Source organism: Chitinibacter sp. S2-10 (genome assembly GCF_046530675.1).
Taxonomy (GTDB): domain Bacteria; phylum Pseudomonadota; class Gammaproteobacteria; order Burkholderiales; family Chitinibacteraceae; genus Chitinibacter.
Window position 1 is genome coordinate 1025551 of sequence record NZ_CP172558.1, and the last position, 21683, is coordinate 1047233.

Consider the following 21683-nt stretch of genomic DNA (forward strand, 5'->3'; position numbering starts at 1 on the left):
ATGCCGTTTGTGATTCCTGACTTTAAGACGATTGAAGCCGCTTTGCTGCGCGATCTGGCCAATCTGGCTCCCGAGCTGCGACTGGCTGGCGATAGCGACTGGGCAATCCGGGCGGCCGGCATGGCCTCGTCAATTGCCGGATTGTATGAACATCAGGCGTGGATCGTGCGCCAGATTTTTCCGGACACGGCCGATACCGAACAACTGGAAAACCACTGCCGTGTGCGCGGCATCAAGCGCAAAGGCGCAGTTGCTGCGGGCGGTACTATCACCGCCACCGGGCAAGTTGGCATCGCGATTCCGGCCGGCAGCGTACTGCAGCATGCCGATGGCCGTCGTTATCTGGTCAGCGCCCCGGCCGTGATCGGTGCGGTCGGTTCTGTCGCAGTCAGCGTCAGTGCCGAGCTGGCCGGATCGGCTGGCGATCTGGCCGTTGGCGAGCCGCTGATATTCCAGAATCCGCCGTTGGGCGTTGCCGGTGATGCGGTCAGTGCCGGCATTACCGGCGGTACCGAAGCGGAAAGCGATGCCAATCTGCTTGGCCGTCTGCTGGAGTTGATCCGTCACCCGCCTGCGGGTGGCAACAAATACGATTTCAAACGCTGGGCGTTGGAGGTCGACGGCGTCACTGCGGCCTACGTGTATCCCCTACGGCGCGGGCTTGGCACCGTCGATGCGGTCATCACTGGCGATAACAGCCTGCCTGCCCCCGCCGTGCTGTCTGCGGTGCAAGCGCATATTGACGACATTCGCCCGGTTACCGGCAAGAATACAGCTGTCATTGCACCGACCGAAAAGCTGCAGGACATTACCGTGCAAATCACGCTGGTCAGCGGCTACACACTGGTCACACTGACCTCGCAGATCAACGCGCTGATCGCCGACTATTTTGCTGCGCTCGCACCCGGCGATACGCTGGTCGTGAACAAGCTGCAGGGACAGATCACGGCGCTGCCTGGCATTTCCGATGCGCACATCACGCTGCCAGCCGCCAACGTCGCGCCAGTCGTCGACGCGACCAAGGTGGAATGGCTGCGCAAGGGCGCGGTAACCGTGGAGCTGATGTGATGAATCACGCCGAGCTGCTCGCCAGATTGTTGCCGCCGGTTGCTTATCAACCGAACCAGCCGCGCCTTGCGGCCGAGCTGACAGCCGAGGGCAAGGCGCTGGATAACGCCCAAGCCTACAGCGACAAGGTACTGGCAGCGATCACGCCATTCGGCGCAGGCGAAATGATCACTGGCTGGGAGCGCGTTTGCGGCATTACGCCGCCCGCGAATGCCGGCTACCAACAACGCTTGCAAGCCGTGCTGGCCAAGCTGGCCGAAACCGGCGGACTGGATATTCCATATTTCACCCGGCTGGCTAACGGGCTGGGTTACACAGTCACCATCGAAGAGCCGCAGCCGTTTCGCGTCGGCACCAGTCGGGCTGGCGATGCGATCAACCATCACGACGTGATCTGGTGCTGGCGCGTGCATGTTGCCGCTGGCAGCACTGGCCTGCTGTACCAATGTCGGGCGGGTGTAAGTTGCTCGGGTGAACGCCTGTTGGCCTTCGGTGATCCAGTCATCGAAGCCGTTTTTACTGACCTGAAGCCGGCATGGACATTTGTCGACTTCGCGTACCAAGGAAGCTGAGATGCTGCCAATTGATACCCCTGACAACCTATTTCACGATGGCAATCCGGCCACAGCGACACTGGGTACTATTCTGACCGCCGCCTTTTTGAACGGGGTGCAGGGTGAGCTGCTGAGCATTCAGGCTGCTGCCGGCATTGCGCCTGACGTTGCGCAGAATCAGGTGTTAACCGCGATCCAGTCCGGCAAGCTGACCTCTGGTGCAGCAGGCGGCACCGCCGACGCTTTGACGATGACTTTGGCTAATAGCGGTCTGACGGCATTAACGGATCGAATGAGCATTCTGGTGATAGCTTCGGCAGTCAATGCGACCACTGCACCGACACTCAACTTGACGCTGGGTACGACTGCGACGGGCGTCAAAACCATCGTCAAAGGCGCTGATCGGCCGTTAGTTCCGGGAGATATTCCCGGTGCGAATTATCCGCTGCTATTGGTCTGGTCGGCGACACTTGGGAAGTGGGTGCTGACCAATCCGGCAAGCAGCATTGACCTAGTATCACGGATGGGCTCTGCCGGCGGTCTATCTTTCCGCAATCTGCTGATCAATGCGGGTGGCACGTTTAATCAGCGCGGCTATGTTTCGGGTGCTGCTACGACGGCGGCAAATCAGTACACGCTGGATCGCTGGCGCGTGGTCGTATCCGGCCAGAATTTGAGCTGGGTTGCAAACGGTGCTGTGAATGTAATGACCGCGCCGGCTGGCGGTGTTGAGCAGGTCATTGAAGGATTGAATGTCCTTGGTGGTACATACGTGCTGAACTGGACGGGTACAGCCACCGCAAAAGTGAATGGTGTTGACGTTGCGAAAGGTGGCACGTTTGTGTTGCCAGCCAATGCCAATGCGACGCTACGGTTTAGCGGTGGCACGTACAGCATGCCGCAGATCGAACCGGGCACGGTATCGACCTCATTTGATTTTCGGCCATTTGACAAGGAATTGGCGGCTTGTCAGCGATATTACGAAAAAAGCTTCCCCCTTGCGACCGCGCCGGCGAACAACGCAGGTCTCACCAACTATCTGCCACAGCCGGGCGCAGCTGGTCAGATGATGGTCGTCGGAAATTTCACGTTCAAGGTGAATAAGCGTAACGCCTTGTCCGCCGTGACGCTCTTTAACCCGTCAGCAAACAACTCGCAAGTGCGAAGCTTGCAGGCAAACAGTGACTTTTCAGGCTGTGCGGCTAACAACATCACTGAGTGTGGTTTCGGTATTGCGGGTACTTCGCCAACAGGCACGATTGCGGGGAATAGCTGCGCGGTGAACTGGGCGGCGGACAACGAACTTTAAGCGGGGAGGCAATCATGCCAGCAGCAAAATACCAACTGACCGAAAACCCAAACGAGGTGATTCGCCTCGACGATAACACCAAAATTCCACATGGGCATCGCTGGTGGGATGACTATGAAGCGTGGCTGGCCGAAGGGAATCAGCCTTTGCCCATCGATGCGGAAAAAATTACGAAAGAAAGCCTCATTGCTGCCATTGCCAGCATGCGCTATGACCTTGAGGTCGCTGGAACGAGTTGGAATGGTATTCCGGTATTTACCGACCGTGATTCGCGCTCAGTGCTGACCAGTGCCATTGTGACCGGACAGTTGCTCGGTAGTTGGCCTCAGGGCTGGAAGTTCGCCGACGGACAGTTTCGCGCCGTGACGGGCGATGAGCTGAAGGCTGTGGCACTGGCCGTGAAGCAGCATGTCGATGCGGCGTTCATGGCTGAGGCGGGGCATGGCGCGGCAATCGCGACCTTGTCTGATCAAGCCGCGATTGATGCCTATGACGTGTCCGCAGGCTGGCCAGCTTAGTTTTTTGTAGCGCCCTAGTTGGTGACCGCTCCAACCAGAAAAGAGCAAATTGGATGCACAGGAGGTTATATGTAAAACGCTGGCCTGCCGGTGGCCTGATGCCGGCGAATCTGAACAGCGACCGGGCGAGTGTTGAAGCACCCGCCCGGACGGCTGACCCGCAGCTGTAACCTGCAAGTCATCCCGAGGCCGCCATCTTCTGCAGAAGAGCGCGCAGTTTAGCGGGATATTTGTCACCTATGAAAGGGACTTGCAGCATGTGCAACATTCGTTGCGGCCAGTGCAACAGAAAACTCGCTGAAGGCCGCTATAGCATCCTCAATATCAAATGTCCGCGTTGCGGGCTGCTGAATCGTTTCGATAATCAAGAGCGCCAACGAGCGCCGCACCAAGGAGTCACCGATGGAAGCCTCTCCCATCGTTCCGTGGCTGGGCGGCAAGCGTCGTCTGGCTGATTTGATCATCCCTCTTTTTCCCAAGCACGACTGCTATGTCGAGCTGTTTTGCGGCGGTGCGGCGCTGTACTTTCTGCGCCATATTCCGGCCAAGACCGAAGTGCTCAACGACGTGAATGGCGAGCTGATTAATCTCTATCGCGTCGTGCAGCACCACATGGAAGAGTTTGTTCGCCAGTTCAAATGGGCTATCAGTAGCCGGCAGGTTTTCAAATGGCACCAAATGACTCAGCCGGAAACGCTGACCGACATCCAGCGCGCCGCGCGCTTCTACTACCTGCAGCAGCATGCCTTCGGCGGCAAGGTGCAAGGCCAAAGCTTCGGCACTGCCACGACCGGCTCACCGATTAACCTGTGCCGCATCGAAGAGAACTTGAGCGCCGCGCATCTGCGTCTAGCAGGTACTTACGTCGAGAATCTGAGCTGGCTGGATTGCCTGAAGAAATACGACCGGCCGCACACCTTCTTCTACGCCGACCCGCCGTACTGGCAAACCGAGGGCTACGGCGTGCCGTTCGAGTGGGTGCAATACGAGCTGCTTGCCGAGGCAATGCGGACGTGCAAAGGCAAGATGATGATCAGCATCAACGACCATCCCGACATCCGCGCCTGCTTCGCAGAGTTCCACATGAAAGAGCTGGGCATCAAATACAGTGTATCCAACACCCACGGCGCACCAGAGACCAGCAAGGAGCTGATCATCATGAACTGGGTGCCAGATGATCTGGGTGGCCTGTTTTAATTGACGCACAGAACTCTGCTACATTGAATTTTTGACTGAGGAGATGACCATGGCTAGCCCAAAACCTGCTTATGATAAAGCGATGAATCCAATTGGCTCTTTTGACGGCGAGTGCCTACGGGGACTGGATGGTAAGGCTCGGTTGCGTGTTAAAGGTAAGGAAATCTACAGCGTTCCTAATGATGAACTAATGGGCTACATCGATGAACGGGGTGCAATTGCAATTAACGGAGTGGACATCCTGTTTCATCTTGGTTGAGTTTTAACGCCCTGCAATAGCAAAGCCCCGCAATGGCGGGGCTTGTGACAATCATCGCGCAATTCGCGCGGCGGGCTAGATGACAATTGCAGCGCCAAACGGTGACAAAAATCGCGACACGCTACAAAATCGGAAATATTTTTCCAACTACAGCAAAATTACAGCAATAAATCGTTTTAAATGCACAAAGGGTCAGCACTTGCGTGCTAACCCTTTGATTTTACTGGTGCCGACGGCAGGAATCGAACTCGCGACCCCCTGATTACAAGTCAGGTGCTCTACCAACTGAGCTACATCGGCTAAGAGCTGCGCATTCTACCAGAGCGCCTGATTTAGGCAAGTACCGCGATGCATTTTTTTAAAATTTAATGTGGCCGAATCTGCTCGGACGCTGGCATTCACTGGTACTAAGCGGCGAGGTTAATGCAAAAAAACCGCGCTCAATTGCATTCTCGGGGCAAGGAGACTTGTTCAACTGGACAAGCCGTACCAGCGGGGTAGAATCACGGCTCACGTTTGTAGCATTGCGTATTGCATATAGGTTCGCGCACCGGAGAAAGTATGAGCCGCGACATGAAGAAAACAAGTCGTTCAAGTAGTCGTTCAAGTAGTGCCAAATCTGGTGGTAATTCACTATGGGCTGGTCTGATGGTCGGGCTGTTTGTCGGAATCGGTATTGCAGTCGCAGTCGCCGTTTATCTCAATTACAGCGGCAATCCTTTTAGCAAAGATCAAACACCGCCATCGGATATGCTGGCCAGCGCACCGGAAACAGCAACTACGCCGCCCGAAATTTTGCAGCCGGGCAATGGCAAAGCGGCGGTCCCGGTGATGACGGTTCCGCCTGCGGCGAGCAAACCGGATGCGGCCAACGCCAGTGAAGACCGGTTTGACTTCTATAAAATGCTGCCTGAAGCTACCGAAAAAACTCAGTCTGCACCAAGCAGTGCGCCGACCACCAAACCCAAGGCTTCTGCTCCCGTGGCCAGTCCTGTGCCTGCCAAACCCGGCGTTTTGCAGGTTGGCGCGTTTCAGAATGAAAATGACGCTGATAATCTGAAAGCCAAGCTGGCTCTGCTCGGCGTTGAATCACGGATTCAAACTTCGGAAGTGGCCGATAAAGGTATCTGGCACCGGGTTCGGGTCGGGCCGTTTCATGATCAGGCCGAACTGGAGCGAATTCGTAATTTGCTGAAAAATAACGGCATTGACAGTACCGCCGTCAAGTAATTTGTCTCGTTGATAACATGGCCACCCGTGGCCAATATGGAGCTGATATGTTGCAACACTGGATCAAATCTTTGCTTATTTCAGTCAGCCTGCTGGCTGCAGGTACGACGTATGCCATTACCGAAGGCAAGGATTACAAAGCACTGGCCAAGCCGCAGCCACTTGCTGTTGCCGGCAAGCAGGAAGTCATCGAGTTTTTCTGGTATGGCTGCCCGCACTGCGCGGCTGTCGAGCCTTCGGTAGAAAAATGGGAGGCCAAACTGCCCGCCTCGGTCAATTTCCGCCGTGTGCATGTGATGTGGGATGGTCGCAGTGATATGGAAGGTCACGCCAAGATTTTTCTGGCACTCGAAGGCATGGGGCTGACCAAGAAACATCAGATCGCCGTTTTTAACGCCATCCAGAAAGAAAGAATCGAGTTGCGCAAAGAGGACGTGCTGTTCAACTGGGTGAAAAAACAGGGCATTGATCTGGCGAAATTCAAAGCCAATTACAATGGCTTCTCGACCAAGATGCAATTGAACAAACTGTCTGAAATGACCAGAACCTATGCGGTTGATAGTGTGCCTATGTTCATCGTCAATGGTAAATGGGTCACCAGCCCTTCAATGGCAGGCGGCGAAGGCGATGAAGTCACTAAAGTGATTAACGAATTGCTCGCCAAACCAGCAGCTAAAAAAGCCAGCAAATAACTCGAATTTGCTTCGCTCAAGCCACCGAATACGGTGGCTTTTTTTTGTCCCGCCAATGGCCGTCGATCACTATTTGTGAAAGAGATAACTAATTTCATATCAGCACAGTAACAAACGCTGATGAACGCTAGCTCATTGAAATGATAGCTGATAGTGTTCGGCTGCTGCCTTTGGCATTCGTGCACCCAGAGCAGCTAAGTCTTTCAATTTAAGTAAAAAAATTAGAGGAGAGCGACGGTGAATAGCAAATTCAAAGGCGGGATTTTTCGCGCTACAGTTTTAGCTGCGGTATTGAGCAGCCAAGTATTGACGCCGGTTCTGGCAGCCGTGCCCGGCTGGTCAAGCAGTAAAATTTCTATGGGTGGCGTGATCAACGGCGGTCCCGAGTTACCCTTGCTGCAACAGCGTCCGGTTGATGCCCTGTTCAGCTATGCCGGTCAAGGTGGTGACGGTGATCGCGAATCGATTCTGACCACCGACACCAAGGTTGCCAAGCTGATGCAGTATATCCGCGCCATGGAAAGCAATCTGCCAGGGCAAACCTTTATGCCGACGTTCGTGTTCTACACCGTCGACGGCAGCTCGAGCCATTACACTATTCAGCTCGATCTGAGCAATGACAGTGAAAAACACTATCTGCGCAATCACTACATCAATCTGATCAGCATTCTCAAGCAGCTGGAAAGCTACAAAGATGCCAAGCACCCGGTTCCTGCGACCTTGCTGCTCAATCCCGATTTTCTCGGCGAAATGCACAAATCCTGCCAGCCCGGCTATTGCCCGACGCCGTTTGATTACGCCGTTCCGGTCGCCAGTGGTCTGAATGAAGCTTTTGACTATCTGGGTCTGAACAAAGCCGACATCCCTGCTGAATTTATGGCTGGCGGCACCACATTGCCGAACTACATCCGCTCGCTCAACTGGCTGGTACGCAAATTTGGTCCGAATATTCCCTACGGCTGGCATTACAACGTCTGGGCCGGTGATCTGACCGGGCACGGCTGGTTGCACCAAGCCAGTAAAGACCCTAGCCTGATTACGCCACACGCCACAGCAGTGAAAGACTTCCTGCAGCAAATGAAAGTGTATGGCAACCCCGAAGCCAATATGAATCCGGACTTTATCGCTTTCGATAAATGGGAACGCGATGTGTTCTCGACGATGGCGCAAAACGGCTTGCAAGGCGGTTATCTGTATAACGCACCGACCTACAGCGTATTCACCGAATATGTGAAACAGGTTTCGCAACAGCTGGGTAACAAGCCGGTGATGCTGTGGCAGATTCCGGGCGGCCATATGCAGGTCAATGGCGACACCGATCCACGTAATGACCACGCCAGCAGCGATGCAACTTACATCCTCGGCGATGCCAATGTCGATGCGAACGTGAGCAATCTGAAAGCCTATTACGGCGACAAAGCGATGCCGACCAATAGCTCGTATGTGCTCAATGGTGCGGTGACGGTCAAAGACTTCCTGAAATGCCCAGCAACCGAAACCGGCTGCTGGCAAGGCGGGCACTTGAACCAGCTCAAAGCAGCCAATGTGTTTTCGGTGCTGTGGGGCGGCGGTTCAACGACGTCAATTGGCGGCACTGCGAATGTGCTCGATGACGGCGGCTGGCTGTTTTCGCGTATCAAGGCCTTGGGCTTGAACAATGGTGAGGGCAGCAGCAATCCGATTCCGACCCCAGTTCCTACCGCGACGCCTGTGCCAGGCAGCACGTGTAGCGCCTGGAGTTCATCTACGGTGTATCAGGCTGGAGCCTGTGTATCTAAAGGTGGTGTAACATATACCGCCCAATGGTATACCGTCGGCGATGATCCTGCGACGAATTCTGGTCCGGATGGCTCGGGTAAAGTATGGCGGACGACCGGTACTGTGGCTACGCCAACAGCTACACCTGCCGTAACACCGACTGCTACTCCGACTGCTACTCCGGCTGCGACGGCGACTCCGACCGCCACTCCAGCCCCAACGGCAACGCCTGCTCCGACCGCAACGCCAACGGCTACACCGGCTCCGACTGCGACTGCGACTGCGACACCAACGGCGACACCGAAACCAACGGCAACGCCAGCTCCGACTGCGACACCAACAGCAACGCCAACTGTGACGCCTGCGCCGACCGCAACACCTGCAGGTACTTGTGCCACAGCATGGTCTAGCACGACGGTGTATGCCCAGAGCGGAATCAAGGTCTCGTATGCCGGACGCAATTATCAGTCCAAATGGTGGACTCAAGGTGAAAACCCGAGTCAGACTGGGCAGTGGGGAGTTTGGCAGGACCTAGGTACATGCCAGTGATGTAAAACAAAAAAGACCCTGCGGGGTCTTTTTTTTTGCCTGCCGTCGCAGATCGCACTTTAAACGTCGCGATAGAATTTCTTATCGACCGATTTCATTTTGTCGTATTCACGGCGCAGGATGCAAACCAGCTCGGATTCACCAATGCCACGCACCGATACTTCACGTGTAATGATGCGGTCGGTGAAAAAGCTGGTTGTTTTCTCGTCTTCCAGATCGAAACCATTACGGCTAAAGGCAAAAGTGACGCCAGGCAGTTTTTGCAATCGTGACGCCATGTTAATGCACGAACCAACGTAATCATGACCTTCGCCGACCGAATAGACAATGCCGCGCGCGACGCCGCAGCGCAGGCTGGGTGGTGGTGCATGCAGCAGATTTTGCAGCGTTGGCAAGAAATCATGCTGATATTTATTGCAGATTTTCCAGGTACTGGCGATGACATTACGCATCGCAGCCTGAGACAAGCCTTTGCTCGCCCAGATCACCAGCAAGCCATCACCAAGAAACTTGGTAAAGAAAGGCAATGGACACCACAAGGCGACGCCTTCGGTTTCTTCTTTCTGTTTCATCTGGTTGCGCAGCTCGGCCATCAGCCAGCTTAGAAACGGATGTAGAAAGCCCGGCACCGACAAATGCGGATCGGTCTGATTACAAAACTGGGTAAAGCCTTCCAGATCAAACACTGCAGCAATAGCGTCAATTTCTTTTGATTCGCGCGTCAGATCACCCAGCCCGAGCATCGACGCGTTAAAGCGGTCGAAGGCCGGATAACTGAGCAACTTACGTGGCCGGCCATCAATTTCGGTACGGACGTAATCGACGCTGCTGGGTTTATAGGTAGGCATGAATCCGGAAGAAATTAAACGAAATGAAATTGCAATGACTATGCGATCATAAAGCCTGCGCCGCCAGATCGAAAGCTTTTATGACTTTTCTTACAAATTTGGCTGCACTTGTCGTGCAGCTCAGGAACTCAGCGTTTTTGCTGGCGGCATAATTTATCGAGCGCCTCGACTTTTTCGCGCGCCCACGGCGTACGGCGCAAAAATTTCAGGCTCGATTTGATCGAAGGCTCATTAAAAAAGCATTGCAGCGGGATCTGTTTGTGCAGCCCTTTCCAGCCAAAATGATCGACCAGATCGATCAACATCTGTTCAAGCGTAATGCCATGTTGCGGGTTGTTTTGCTGTGGCGTGCTCATCTTATACCTTGCCTGGTATATGGTGGTAAATTAATACTATATTGATCTTCATAAACATACCCTCGATTAATTCTGTTGCAATGCCCGGCTGACAAAGTGCCGGCTGACGCTGGTGCGCGGTACTTTGGTATCAAACCAGGCGCGCACATCTTCATCGAGCCCGATGCCGTGCATGAAGTTATACAGCGCCTTGTTCAACCCGCACCCCATCAGATCGTGGTCAATCGGCGTTTTGTCGATAAAGCCGACGTCATTTTTGGCGAAAGTCACTTTCGGCAAAGGAATCAGCTCGACGCCGTATTCTTCGGGATTTTTGCCGACCGGCGAATGTACGGTGCACGCGAAACGGTGGAAAAAGCCCGACTGGATGCAGCCGTTTTCAAATAATTGCCGCACGTATTCGAGCGCGTCGACGGTGTCTTGCACCGTTTGCGTCGGAAAACCGTACATCAGATAGGCGTGAACCAGAATCCCGGCTTCGGCAAAACCATAGGTCACGCGCGCGACCTGATCGACCGAAACGCCTTTTTTCATCAGCGTCAGCAGCCGGTCGGAAGCAACTTCCAGCCCGCCCGAAATCGCGATGCAGCCGCTGTCGGCGAGCAACTGGCACAGCTCGGGCGTGAACGATTTTTCAAAGCGGATATTGCCCCACCATGAAATCGACACCTTGCGGCGCAGCAACTCTTCGGCCAGCGCCTTGAGGATTTTCGGCGGCGCGGCTTCGTCGACGAAATGAAAACCAGTCTGGCCGGTCTCGGCGATAATGGCTTCGATGCGATCGACGAGCATTTCCGCTGTCGTCGTTTCATAGCGCGAAATGTAATCGAGCGTGATGTCGCAGAAACTGCATTTTTTCCAGTAGCAGCCGTGCGCAATCGTCAGCTTGTTCCAGCGCCCGTCGCTCCACAGCCGGTGCATCGGATTGAGCATGTCGAGCAGCGACAGATAGCGCGTGATCGGCAAGCCATCCCACGTTGGCGTGCCGACGTCGTTAAACGGCACGTCGGGCTCGGGCCAGTTGAGATATTGCACTTTAGCTTCCCCCTTTACCGAACCCACAGGGCAGACGGGGGGGTTAGGGGGGATTTCTGCGCTGTTTAGATCATTGCTCTGGTCAAGCGGGGTCGAAATCCCCCCTAGCCCCCCTTTTTCAAAGGGGGGAATTGCTGGATCAGCACGCACAAAAGTGCGCACCAACCGCTGCGCCGAGCGTTTACCTTTTAAGTGTTCAATCATCGCCAACAGTGGGCGCTCGCCGTCGTCGAGCGTGACGAAATCGAAATAATCAAACACGCGCGGCTCGGCGAGTTCGCGCAATTCAGTGTTCACAAAACCGCCGCCCAGCGCGATCTTGATGGCGGGGAATTGCCCGCGAATGCTTTGTGCAATTCGGAAAGCAGCGTATACCGCCCCGGGGAATGGCACTGAAATCAGCACCAGATCGGGCTGATGTTTTTCAATCTCGGCCAGCGTCAGCGCGTGCAAAGTCGCATCGACCAGATTGTGCGGCTCGGCCAGCGCGCGAGCGAGCGGCTCAAAAGTCGGCTGCGACATCGCCAGCGATTCGGCGTAGCGGACGAACTCGAAACGCGCGTCAATCGCTTCGCGGATCACGTCGGACAAATCGTTCAGATACATCGTCGCCAGATGGCGCGCGCGGTCTTGCGTGCCAAGCGCACCAAAAGCCCACGCCAGCGGATCGTCATTGTCGTCAACCGTGTAGGCGTCGATCGGCGCAAAGCGCGCGCCTTCGGGCAGGAAGTTGCGGCTGGCGATCCGGTGTGCCAGCGTGCTGTCGCTGCCCTGCAAAAAGGCGATCGTCGGCGCAATCGTCGCGTCGTAATGATCAAAGTTGAGCATGAAATGCTGAACCTGATGGCTGCGCTGCTTTTTCGGGATTTTCTCGATTTCGCGCCGGATTTCGCTCAAACCTTGCCGGGAAAACAGCCGCAGCACCAGCGCCAGCGCCAGATCAGCCTGCTGCGCATCCACTTCGCCAACCGTCCTGCCGGTTTCGGAACGCAAAAAACCGGTCAGATACGCCGTCGACGGATACGGCGTATTCAATTGCGTCATCGGCGGAATCAGCGATAAAACTCGAAAGGCGGTCATGGGGAATACCAGGAAAACTAAATAACGTTGCGCAAGTTGTAGGGCGTAATCGCCGCAGGCATTACGCCACAAGAAATTGTAGGTAAATCTGAATCTTGCGTATTGTCGCTTCGCGCCGAATACGCCCTACAAGTCATTAAGCCTTTTTGACGAATTCGGTTTTCAGCTGCATCGCGCCGATGCCGTCGATTTTGCAGTCGATGTCGTGATCGCCGTCGATCAGGCGGATGTTTTTGACCTTGGTGCCGACCTTGACGACCAAGGACGAGCCTTTGACTTTCAGGTCTTTAATGACCGTCACCGAGTCGCCGTCCTGCAGGATATTCCCGTTGGCGTCTTTCCAGACTTTGGCGGCTTCTTCGGGGGCGGACTCAGATGGATTCCATTCGTGTGCGCACTCCGGGCAGATCAGCATGGCACCGTCTTCATAAACAAAAGCAGAGCCGCATTGTGGGCAAGGTGGCAGGTTTGACATGCGAAATCCTTCAGGACAGGTTGGAGAAGCTCGCCATTATACGCCGCCCGTCGTCGCGCTGCGCCGCGAAGGTGCGAACGGCCAGTCGTGAAGGTTTTATACCCAACCGGGTAATTAATCAAAAGCCATGCTCAACAAAGCTTTTATACATATACCCAAGGATTAAGGGGTGATGGTGATGCCATCCGGCATCGGCTCGCTGCGCGGAGTCGCTTTGCGCAGCTGCAATTTGCTTTCGGCGCGTTCGAGCAAGGCCTCGAAGGTGTGACCGTGACGGCCATATTTGGCCAGCGACAGAATGATGGATAAATGGAAACTGTGATCACCATGTTCGATGGTCAGCGACTGCAGCGCCATTTCGATTTCGACTGCCAGCGTACGCAAGGCGTGCGAGTCCTTGTCGCTCAGCACGAGGCAGAATTCTTCGCCGCCAATTCGGCCAATCAACACATCGTCTCCCGCAATTTCCCGTAGCGTGCGGGCGCATTTTTTCAATGCGGCATCACCCGCGCCATAACCATAAAGCTGGTTAACCAGACGAAATTGCTTGATGTCGATCAGCATCAAACAGAGTGAAGTTTGATGTTTGCGTACCCGGTGCAGCTCGCGCTCGGCGTGCTCTTCCATCCCCCTGCGGTTCAGCAAGCCGGTCAGTGCATCGTAACGAACCAGTTTACTGAGCCGGCTATGCAAACGATGCGCAATCATCAGTTGATAACTGTAGGGCAGCAGCAAACAGGTCAACGAGGCCAGCACAGCCAGGTAAGCCGGTGCGAAATCGAGCATGCCCAGCGCATCGCCAACACCGATCGCCAGCAAACCGGCAGCTAAACCCTGCGTCGTTCCGACCAGTAACCAGCGCGGCAGGCTCCAGTCTTCATCATTACTCCGAACAAAGGCTTCGCGCCCGATCTGAAAAGCCAGCGGAGCCAGCAGCAAGGCTTGGCAGAGCAATGGCGCCGGAATCAACTGCAAGCTGCTGGCAATGATGGCGATAAAGCATAATGGAAGCAGCATCGCCCACCAGCCTAGCAGCGCCGGGCGGGCGAAAGCGCGGCGAGTACCCGCGAGCAGACCGAGTTGACCAAGCAAAATTAAAAAGACGCCCAGCCAGACCATCGTGCCTGCATTGGCAAATTGGGTCATTGCCCAAATCAGCCAACCAGCCTGATATAGCGCACCACCGGTAGCCAGCGTAGCCATGCCGCGCTCGCTTTCCTGACCGCGAGCCAGAGCAAGGTGCATCAATGCGCCAAGTACTGCGCAAATCATGGCGATCAGAGAGAGTGGCAAGGAGGTATCAGGCATAAGTCGATGCTAATGTAAGGTTTTGGCTGGTTTTGCGCGAATATGCCTTCAGCATTAGTCAGGGTAAAGTCAGAACTGATGAGCGGTCGATTGCAGCGTATCAGCGTCGTTATTTGACGCGACCCATTCCCTGCTGCAATCGGCACGCCGTGCAATCTCGGCCGCAGCGAATCGGGGCGATAGACGTATAATGACTCCACCTGTTACCGGAGAAAACAATGTCTGCCCTGATTTGCGGCTCTTTGGCCTACGACACCATCATGGTGTTTCCCGATCATTTCAAAAAACATATTCTGCCCGAGCAGATTCATATTCTGTCGGTGTCGTTTCTGGTGCCAGAAATGCGCCGCGAGCTGGGCGGCTGTGCCGGCAATATTGCCTATACGCTGAAAATGCTCGGTTCCGAGCCATTGATCATGGCGACCGTCGGACAGGACTTCGGCATGTACGCCACATGGCTAGAGCAGCTGCAAATCCGCCAGGATTACATCAGCGAGCAGGAAGGCTTTACCGGCCAGTGCTTTATTACCACCGATCTGGACGATAACCAGATCGCGGCTTTCCACCCCGGCGCAATGGGGATGTCACACGTCAATCGCGTCGGCGATGTCAGCGATCAGGTGAAAATCGGGATTGTGGCACCTGATGGCAAGCAGGGCATGCAGGATCACGCCCGCCAGTTTGCCGAAGCCGGCATTCCGTTCATTTTTGATCCGGGTCAGGGCATGCCGATGTTCAGCGGTGATGAACTGCTCGAATTGATCAATCTGGCGAGCTATCTAACGCTGAACGATTATGAAGCCGAAATGATCTGCAAAGCCACCGGCCTGACGCTGGAGCAATTGGCGAGCAAGGTCGATGCGCTGATTGTGACGCTGGGCGCTGAAGGCGCGACGATTTATGCCGATGGTATCTGCCATGAAATTCCACCCGTCAAGGCGGCTGCAGTGCTCGATCCAACCGGTTGTGGTGACGCATTCCGTGCCGGTTTGCTGCACGGCATCCTGCAAGGCTGGGATTGGCCAAGCACCGGCCGTTTGGCGTCATTGCTGGGCAGTATCAAAATCGCCCACCGTGGCGGGCAAAATCACAAATTCACCCAGGGCAGTCTGGCCGAGCAATATCGGGCGGCCTTTGGTATGGACATGCCAAACTGATCAACCGCATGGACATGCCAAACTAATCAACCGCATGGACATGCCAAACCGATCAACCGCATGAGCATGCCAAACTGATCAAAGCTAATCGTCTATCGCCGGATGCAAGCTGCATCCGGCAAAATTTCACGCAGAATTGAACATCATCAATCGCAATCGCTTGGTCGCAGCGATGAATCTGCTAAAATGCCCGCTAGCAAAACCCTCTTTGACGAGCTTGATCGATGAACACCCCAGAAAACAAACCGGCTTCTACACCCACCACTTTTGGTCTGTTGAAGGAATTGCAAAAGCAGTTTGCGGTATTGCGTGACTGTCAGCCCCTGGCCATCGGGATTGACAAACAAATTATCGCCCAGTTGCCGGAAATCAACCGCCGTGTCTTGCGCAGCGCACTGGCGATGCATACCCGTTCGGTACGTTATCTGAAGGTGATGCAAAACGCGACCGAGCGTTTCAATCTGGACGGTAGCAAAGCCGATGCGGTGACCGATGAGCAACGCACTTTTGCTGCCACCAGTTTGCACGAACACTTCAAGAAAGCGGCGAACGAGCGCAAAGCACAGCAGGCAGCTGAAGCCGCTGCTGAAGCAGATCGCCAGCGCGCAGAAAAGCTCAGCCAGCTCGCGCAAAAATTTTCACGCAGCTAAATCCGGATTCTTCACCATGTTAAAAAGCCAACCTGCGAGTTGGCTTTTTTTATTGTGGTGAAATACAGGCGAATGTGTTGAGGCGAGGCAGAAAAATGCCAGAAAAACAAAAAGCCCTATCCGAAGATAGGGCTTTTTGTTTGAATCTGGTGGCCAATCGCGGAATCGAACCACGGACACGCGGATTTTCAATCCGCTGCTCTACCAACTGAGCTAATTGGCCGGTGACTAGGTCACAAGGGTTGCTATTAAAGCCCAGCGCGGCTTTTCCGTCAAGCAATTTATCAAAATTGGCTATCGGACGGCGATTTCTGTTAATTTCAATGCTTCAAATTTCTTTTTTCCATGATGTCTTCTTCTCCGACACAGACTTGGCAGTGGCTGCAAGGCAATCCCTCTTTGAGTGAGCTGGCGCAAGCGTATCCCGAACTCTGGGGCGAGGTGCGCGCCGAACTGGCCGATGCTTTTGCGCGGCGTGACCCGGCCGAACTCAAAACGCTACTCGCGCAGGCCAGCTTGCGGCGCGCGCCGGGTGAGCGTTTTTTAAGTGGCGAGCGCGAAGGACGGGCGTTCGAGCTGTTTATCGCGCAACAAATCCGCCAGCGTCTGACCGAGCAGGCCTTGCGGCAGTATGTTTTTTCGAGCTCGACCGGTGTCAAGGCGGGCAAGGTGCGGTTGAATCTGTTCAATGGCCTGTTGGCGCAAAAACTGCTGTTCGAGCGAGACCTGGTGCGCAAGCCGGTGTCGATGAGCGCATTCAGACTGATCTGGCCTTTGCTGTGGCAAAAACGGCGCCTGATGCCGCTGGTCGAGAAACGCGGTATCTGGTGTTTTTACAGCCGCGAGCTGATTGCGGGTCTGACCGAGCTGATCGGATCACGTCGCGTGGTCGAAGTCGGTGCTGGCGACGGGACTTTAAGCCGCTTTCTGGCCGCCAGCGGTGTCGATATCACGCCGACTGATGACTATAGCTGGGAAAAAGTCGTGCAATACCCGCCTGAAGTGCAGCGCTTTGACGCAATTGGCGCGATTGAACGTTTCAAGCCGCAAGTGGTGATTTGCAGTTGGCCGCCGTCGAATAATCAATTCGAGCGGCAGATTTTCCGCCAGCGTGGCGTTGAGACTTATATCGTGATCGGCAGCCATTCGCGTTTTCTGACCGGCAACTGGGCCGATTATGAGGCGCAAACGCATTTTGACTGGCAGGAGCGCGCGGATTTAAGCCGCTTGATCTTGCCACCCGAATTGCGCGCCGGCCTATGGGTATTTCAACGCAAGCCTTGATGGAAAAGCTCTGTGTTCAAATACCCATTACTTAACGGTAATATTCTCAATGTGTGTTGAATATTGAGAATGTGGTCAGCCATATCAACATCCACGTAGAAAAGCCACAAAACGATGTACTGCCGCAGTCATTTCCCCCTTTGAAAAAGGGGGACTAAGGGGGATTTGGCAATGATTAAGTTGCCAAATGCAATTTGAATCATGCAGAAATCCCCCCTAACCCCCCTTCGGCGAAGGGGGGAAAGAGGCAGCTCTACGAATTCCGCATCAATACGAATTGGGAACATCTCCTACTTAACAGCGACCTTTCTTGGCCTGTCCCGGTGGACAGTGCTTGCCTTTACCGTGATGCTGGTGCCAATAATCCGGATCGCGCCAGACTTTGCCATCCCAGTAATAGCCGCGTTTGTCCTGCTCGCCAAAACGAATCGTGGTGCTGCCGGTTTTGATCGTTGCACCATCAATCGAAATATCGAGCGCCTGCGCAAACATCGGCAGGCTGCCCAGCAAAGAAATCAGCAATAGTTTTTTCATAAAACAGCTCGGAGATTGAAAGACAGGCGCAAATTTAAGGCACAGCGAGCGACTTGGCAATGGCCGATCATCCATTCATGATGGTCGATCAGAAACTATCTTTGGCACATCTGATTATTATGGGGTATCTCGCTCAAAGCCAAGTTCATCAATGGCTTGATTAATATACATCGGCGAGTATTAAGAAATAGAAGGGGCGAAGCGGGCCGATAAGCCGGGTCCTGTCCGGCTGTTGCCAGCCGTGACCATCATTCCTCTAGGCGCGCCATTACTGACGCGCTCAAGCAACCTACCCGTAGACTCAGCGAGCAACCTCAACGCCTACTGCTTGGTCTTGCTCCGAATGGGGTTTACCCTGCCAGCGACTGTCACCAGCGCCGCGGTGCGCTCTTACCGACCCCTTGCGGGGCTTCCCGTGAGGCGGGAACACCTTTTCACCCTTACCATCGCCCCAGTTCCCATGGTCTCAATCCACGGTTCAACCCGAAACAATGGCGGTTCAGCTCTCTGTTGCACTTTCCGTCGGCTCACGCCGCCTGGCCGTTAGCCAGCATCCTGCTCTATGGAGCCCGGACTTTCCTCCCCCGCCAGCATTACACTGGCAGCAGCGATGGTCTGTCCCGCTTCGCGCTGGCGATTATCCGCGCAATACCGAGGCGGAGCAAGCTATCCATTAAGTGATACTTCTGCGCCAAGATCAGTCGGCGCATGCAACTTTGGCCGGCCAGCGCCGATAAGAGAGTAGGTTTTAAGCTAAGCTGTAATTCAGATGTTCGCCCACAGACAAAGAGCGCCCATGTTAAACCAACCTTTTACCGAGCTGCAGCAGTGGATTGATTATCTGTCGGCCCAGCCGCTGCCGATTCTGGCGCATACCCACGAGGCGATGCGGGATTATCGCAGCCGGATCGACGATATTGGCCTGCACGAGATTGGCCAACTGATCCGACACGATCCCTTGCTGACGCTCAACGTGCTGCGCTATCTGGAGACCAACCGCAAAAGCAGCCAGCTGACCGATGTCACGACAATAGAACGGGTGTTGCTGATGATCGGCGTGTCGGGTTTTTTCAGATTATTTGGCGCCTTGCCCAATCTGGAAGAACAGGGGCAGAAAGTGATGATCGACGGTGCACACCGCACCTGTTCGCGCGCTTTTCTGGCGGGCCGGATCGCCGAAATGCTCAGCGAATATCGCCGCGATATTGACCCGAACGAAGTAATGACTGCGGCGCTGTTGCACGATACGGCCGAAATTTTGCTCTGGCTCAGTATTCCTTTGCAGATGCTCGATATGCAGCTCAAACTGCAATCCGATCCGACTCTGCGCAGCAAAGATGTGCAAAGACAATTGCTGGGTTGCAAAATCAACCAGATCCAGCAGGGGCTGGTGATCAAATGGGCATTGCCCCGCACCTTGTTGCACCTGATGGACGATGGTTTTGCCGAAGAGCCCCGGGTGTATATCGTCAACCTGGCCGTTGGGATGGCGCGTCATCTGGAAAGCGGCTGGGATAGCCCGTATTTTCTGGACGACCTGAAAAACTGTGCGGCCATGTTCAATCGCGAATTTGACGAAATGTACGCCCGGATCAGGCATGTCGCGCTGGACGCCGCGCGTCACTGGTATTGGTATGGCGTAGAGCCTGCGGCGGCACGGCTGATTAATGCCGATTAATTACTTGCACGGGTATTGCTCCGCAAGTTAATTGCAGATTGATCCACAAGCAGATACCCTTGAGTCTATTCACTTTGGCCTGTAGACCCATGCATCCACAATTTAACGGTATCAATCTTTACACCATCGAGCAGGCGCAGCAATTCGATCCGCCTGCGCATGTGCGGATTCTGAATCTGCATGGTTCGTGGCTGGTGTTGTTTGGCAAACGGCTGGCGTTTACCGATGACGCCGATCTGCTCGGTCTGCTGTGCGAAGCTGGCCAGGCTGCGCCACACGTATTCAGCAGCGACAGTGCCGCTGCTGAATTTCTCGATGATCATGCCGAAGGCTTTGCCAGCATGTCGTGCTGAAACGCAGCGGAGTGAGGGCGAATAACCCTCACCCGACGGATCAGTGGTATTGCTGTTTGATCTGCTGGCTGGCAATTTGCGCCGTGGTTTGCAACACCCGATGCAAGGCCATGCCCTGCGCTTGCGGCGCGGGTTGCCAGTCGGTCACCGGCTTGCGCTGCTCGCCATGGCAGATCACGATTTGAAACCAGCCTTCCATGTCGGTGGAACGACTCGACGGACGGGCTTCGATATTAAAGTCAAAAGTAGATAAAGCCATGATGGCTGCTCCCAATAAAGGGGCGCGATGCTTGTTTTTTTATATGTAAAACTGCAATCAGTCGGTAACAAACTTTGCGCCATAAACCATCACACGCTGGATGGCAAAGCACCAAATAGAAGAGCACCGGGTTTTTGGGAACCTAGAGAATCAACGATCAGTGTGAGATTCTGATCATACGGCAGATTCATTACAGAAAAGCTAAGGAGGCTTGCTGGAGGGAACTGCTTGGAAACACAGACACACGTAGTGCCTTAATGTGCTCAATCAAATTAGTGCCGCGACTGTAGCCGATTAAAAAAATACTGTCAAATCATATATTTGTGATTTTTACCGATCTGGCTCTGCGACTCACCCTCCGGTTCGGAAGCTAATCGACCGGCTCAAGCCGTAGCAAAGCGCCATCCGACTCATCGGTCAGCAGATACACCAGCCCATCCGGGCCAACGCGAACGTCGCGAATACGGCCAAACAGGTCTTTCAGCAGCCGCTCTTCATGCACCACTCGGTTGCCATCAAGCTCGAGCCGCACCAGCATCTGGTATTTAAGCGCGCCGAGCAGCAAATTGCCCTGCCAGTTTTTAAACGCTTTTCCCCGATAAAACGCCAGCCCCGACGGCGCAATCGACGGCGTCCACTGATAAACCGGCTGCACCATCCCCGCCTTGGCAACGCCTTCGCCGATCCGCGTTCCGATCCCGTAATTCACCCCGTAAGTGATCACCGGCCAGCCATAATTGCCCCCGGCACGGACGATATTGAGTTCATCGCCCCCCTGCGGGCCGTGTTCAGTACTCCAGAGCTCATACGTAGCGGGGTGTAGGGCTGCGCCCTGCATATTGCGATGGCCGTAGCTATATACCCCAGGCAAAAAATCCTGCTTCACTATTGCCGGATAACGTCCATCGTCGTGCAGCCGGATCACTTTACCGGCCAGATCATCCGCTCGCTGCGCGCGCGCCATGTCACCACGATCCCCTTGCGTAATCAGCAGCATGCCGTCGCGGTCAAAGACCAGCCGCGAACCGAAATGAACCGCGGTATTGCTGGCCGGGCGCTGGCGATAAATCGACTGCAGATTCGTCAGCCGGTGCCCCTTCTTATCTGTCTCATCGCTGACCCACTTGCCGCGCACCACCTGCGTCGCAACGCCCGCGCCATCGCGCCCGGCGTAAGACAAATACACCCAGCGATTGCGGGCGAAATCCGGATGCAAAGCCACATCCAGCAGCCCACCCTGCCCGGCGGCAACGACTTCGGGCACACCGGCGACCGGCCGCGGATCAAGCTCACCGCCCGCCGACACCACGCGCAAACGACCGGCACGCTCGGTCACCAGCATCCGGCCATCCGGCAGAAAAGCCAGACTCCAAGGATGCGCCAGACCACGCGTCAGCACCTTGACGCGGAAATCATGTCGCTCCGATTCAATCTCGACCGCAGCCGCCGTCGAAATCAGCCAGAACAGCAATAGCATCATCCGCCACATATCAGATTCCTCACGCATGGCACTCGATGAGATTTATGTCCGC

The 21683-nt window shown here is 54.9% G+C and carries 23 protein-coding genes, 2 tRNA genes and 1 other RNA gene; 15 read left to right on the plus strand and 11 right to left on the minus strand.

Going from position 1 to position 21683, the window contains the following annotated elements:
• From ACG2XO_RS04960 to ACG2XO_RS04990, 7 genes are all read left to right on the plus strand, one after another.
• On the plus strand, positions 1 to 1068 hold the full coding sequence (locus ACG2XO_RS04960) for a baseplate J/gp47 family protein (protein WP_410499716.1): 1068 nt from the start codon (positions 1 to 3) through the stop codon (positions 1066 to 1068).
• Positions 1068 to 1640 carry a YmfQ family protein gene (locus tag ACG2XO_RS04965; protein ID WP_410499717.1) on the plus strand — a complete coding sequence of 191 codons (573 nt, stop codon included), beginning with the start codon at positions 1068 to 1070 and terminating at the stop codon, positions 1638 to 1640. The genes ACG2XO_RS04960 and ACG2XO_RS04965 overlap by 1 nt, the downstream gene beginning before the upstream one ends.
• A 1-nt stretch (position 1641) precedes the next feature.
• On the plus strand, positions 1642 to 2931 hold the full coding sequence (locus ACG2XO_RS04970) for a hypothetical protein (protein ID WP_410499718.1): 1290 nt from the start codon (positions 1642 to 1644) through the stop codon (positions 2929 to 2931).
• Between the two features lie 14 nt (positions 2932 to 2945).
• Positions 2946 to 3449 carry a DUF4376 domain-containing protein gene (locus tag ACG2XO_RS04975; protein WP_410499719.1) on the plus strand — a complete coding sequence of 168 codons (504 nt, stop codon included), beginning with the start codon at positions 2946 to 2948 and terminating at the stop codon, positions 3447 to 3449.
• Positions 3450 to 3706: 257 nt separating this feature from the next.
• The gene (locus ACG2XO_RS04980) at positions 3707 to 3904 is read left to right on the plus strand and encodes a Com family DNA-binding transcriptional regulator (protein WP_410499720.1); all 198 of its coding nucleotides are present in this window, start codon (positions 3707 to 3709) and stop codon (positions 3902 to 3904) included.
• On the plus strand, positions 3852 to 4646 hold the full coding sequence (locus ACG2XO_RS04985) for a DNA adenine methylase (protein WP_410499721.1): 795 nt from the start codon (positions 3852 to 3854) through the stop codon (positions 4644 to 4646). The genes ACG2XO_RS04980 and ACG2XO_RS04985 overlap by 53 nt, the downstream gene beginning before the upstream one ends.
• Positions 4647 to 4695: 49 nt before the next feature.
• On the plus strand, positions 4696 to 4905 hold the full coding sequence (locus ACG2XO_RS04990; RefSeq protein WP_410499722.1) for a hypothetical protein: 210 nt from the start codon (positions 4696 to 4698) through the stop codon (positions 4903 to 4905).
• 224 nt (positions 4906 to 5129) lie between these two features.
• Here the strand turns inward: ACG2XO_RS04990 and ACG2XO_RS04995 are convergent.
• Positions 5130 to 5205: transfer RNA gene (locus ACG2XO_RS04995), tRNA-Thr, on the minus strand.
• Between the two features lie 261 nt (positions 5206 to 5466).
• On the opposite strand from ACG2XO_RS04995, the gene ACG2XO_RS05000 reads away from it, so the two are divergent.
• From ACG2XO_RS05000 to ACG2XO_RS05010, 3 genes are all read left to right on the plus strand, one after another.
• Positions 5467 to 6135 (plus strand): SPOR domain-containing protein, encoded by a 669-nt coding sequence (locus ACG2XO_RS05000; protein WP_410499723.1) that lies wholly within the window; start codon positions 5467 to 5469, stop codon positions 6133 to 6135.
• 47 nt (positions 6136 to 6182) lie between these two features.
• Positions 6183 to 6827 (plus strand): thiol:disulfide interchange protein DsbA/DsbL, encoded by a 645-nt coding sequence (locus tag ACG2XO_RS05005; protein WP_410499724.1) that lies wholly within the window; start codon positions 6183 to 6185, stop codon positions 6825 to 6827.
• Positions 6828 to 7064: 237 nt separating this feature from the next.
• Positions 7065 to 9134, plus strand: coding sequence for a carbohydrate-binding protein (locus ACG2XO_RS05010; protein ID WP_410499725.1), 2070 nt, complete (start codon positions 7065 to 7067; stop codon positions 9132 to 9134).
• A 59-nt stretch (positions 9135 to 9193) separates the two neighbouring features.
• On the opposite strand, the gene ACG2XO_RS05015 is transcribed toward ACG2XO_RS05010, so the two are convergent.
• The 5 genes from ACG2XO_RS05015 to ACG2XO_RS05035 all read right to left on the minus strand — a co-directional run bounded on the left by ACG2XO_RS05015 (position 9194) and on the right by ACG2XO_RS05035 (position 14236).
• Positions 9194 to 9982: a hypothetical protein gene (locus tag ACG2XO_RS05015; protein ID WP_410499726.1), complete on the minus strand. Its 789-nt coding sequence runs from the start codon at positions 9980 to 9982 to the stop codon at positions 9194 to 9196.
• A 128-nt stretch (positions 9983 to 10110) separates the two neighbouring features.
• Complete coding sequence (locus tag ACG2XO_RS05020) at positions 10111 to 10338, minus strand: VF530 family DNA-binding protein (protein ID WP_410499727.1); 228 nt, start codon at positions 10336 to 10338, stop codon at positions 10111 to 10113.
• Between the two features lie 66 nt (positions 10339 to 10404).
• Positions 10405 to 12453 (minus strand): B12-binding domain-containing radical SAM protein, encoded by a 2049-nt coding sequence (locus ACG2XO_RS05025; protein WP_410499728.1) that lies wholly within the window; start codon positions 12451 to 12453, stop codon positions 10405 to 10407.
• Between the two features lie 136 nt (positions 12454 to 12589).
• Positions 12590 to 12928, minus strand: coding sequence for a zinc ribbon domain-containing protein YjdM (locus ACG2XO_RS05030; protein ID WP_410499729.1), 339 nt, complete (start codon positions 12926 to 12928; stop codon positions 12590 to 12592).
• Between the two features lie 162 nt (positions 12929 to 13090).
• Complete coding sequence (locus ACG2XO_RS05035) at positions 13091 to 14236, minus strand: GGDEF domain-containing protein (RefSeq protein ID WP_410499730.1); 1146 nt, start codon at positions 14234 to 14236, stop codon at positions 13091 to 13093.
• A 218-nt stretch (positions 14237 to 14454) separates the two neighbouring features.
• On the opposite strand from ACG2XO_RS05035, the gene ACG2XO_RS05040 reads away from it, so the two are divergent.
• Positions 14455 to 15393, plus strand: coding sequence for a carbohydrate kinase family protein (locus ACG2XO_RS05040; RefSeq protein WP_410499731.1), 939 nt, complete (start codon positions 14455 to 14457; stop codon positions 15391 to 15393).
• A gap of 224 nt (positions 15394 to 15617) precedes the next feature.
• Entirely contained in the window at positions 15618 to 16043 is a 426-nt protein-coding gene (locus ACG2XO_RS05045) for a ProQ/FINO family protein (protein ID WP_410499732.1), read from the plus strand.
• A gap of 147 nt (positions 16044 to 16190) precedes the next feature.
• Here ACG2XO_RS05045 and ACG2XO_RS05050 read toward each other — a convergent pair.
• Positions 16191 to 16266 (minus strand) — tRNA-Phe (locus ACG2XO_RS05050).
• A 122-nt stretch (positions 16267 to 16388) separates the two neighbouring features.
• Between ACG2XO_RS05050 and ACG2XO_RS05055 the strand changes: the two genes are divergently transcribed.
• Positions 16389 to 17327 carry a hypothetical protein gene (locus ACG2XO_RS05055; RefSeq protein ID WP_410499733.1) on the plus strand — a complete coding sequence of 313 codons (939 nt, stop codon included), beginning with the start codon at positions 16389 to 16391 and terminating at the stop codon, positions 17325 to 17327.
• Between the two features lie 294 nt (positions 17328 to 17621).
• Here ACG2XO_RS05055 and ACG2XO_RS05060 read toward each other — a convergent pair whose 3' ends face one another.
• Together ACG2XO_RS05060 and rnpB are read right to left on the minus strand one after the other, a co-directional pair.
• Entirely contained in the window at positions 17622 to 17861 is a 240-nt protein-coding gene (locus tag ACG2XO_RS05060) for a DUF2502 domain-containing protein (protein ID WP_410499734.1), read from the minus strand.
• Positions 17862 to 18055: 194 nt separating this feature from the next.
• An RNA gene (gene rnpB, locus ACG2XO_RS05065) (RNase P RNA component class A) lies at positions 18056 to 18488 on the minus strand.
• 169 nt (positions 18489 to 18657) lie between these two features.
• Between rnpB and ACG2XO_RS05070 the strand changes: the two genes are divergently transcribed.
• The gene (locus tag ACG2XO_RS05070) at positions 18658 to 19539 is read left to right on the plus strand and encodes an HDOD domain-containing protein (RefSeq protein WP_410499735.1); all 882 of its coding nucleotides are present in this window, start codon (positions 18658 to 18660) and stop codon (positions 19537 to 19539) included.
• A gap of 89 nt (positions 19540 to 19628) precedes the next feature.
• Positions 19629 to 19892 carry a hypothetical protein gene (locus ACG2XO_RS05075; protein ID WP_410499736.1) on the plus strand — a complete coding sequence of 88 codons (264 nt, stop codon included), beginning with the start codon at positions 19629 to 19631 and terminating at the stop codon, positions 19890 to 19892.
• Positions 19893 to 19932: 40 nt separating this feature from the next.
• Here ACG2XO_RS05075 and ACG2XO_RS05080 read toward each other — a convergent pair whose 3' ends face one another.
• Positions 19933 to 20151, minus strand: a complete 219-nt coding sequence (locus tag ACG2XO_RS05080; RefSeq protein WP_410499737.1) for a hypothetical protein — start codon at positions 20149 to 20151, stop codon at positions 19933 to 19935.
• Positions 20152 to 20521: 370 nt separating this feature from the next.
• Positions 20522 to 21640 (minus strand): PQQ-dependent sugar dehydrogenase, encoded by a 1119-nt coding sequence (locus ACG2XO_RS05085; protein WP_410499738.1) that lies wholly within the window; start codon positions 21638 to 21640, stop codon positions 20522 to 20524.
• Positions 21641 to 21683 lie beyond the last annotated feature (43 nt).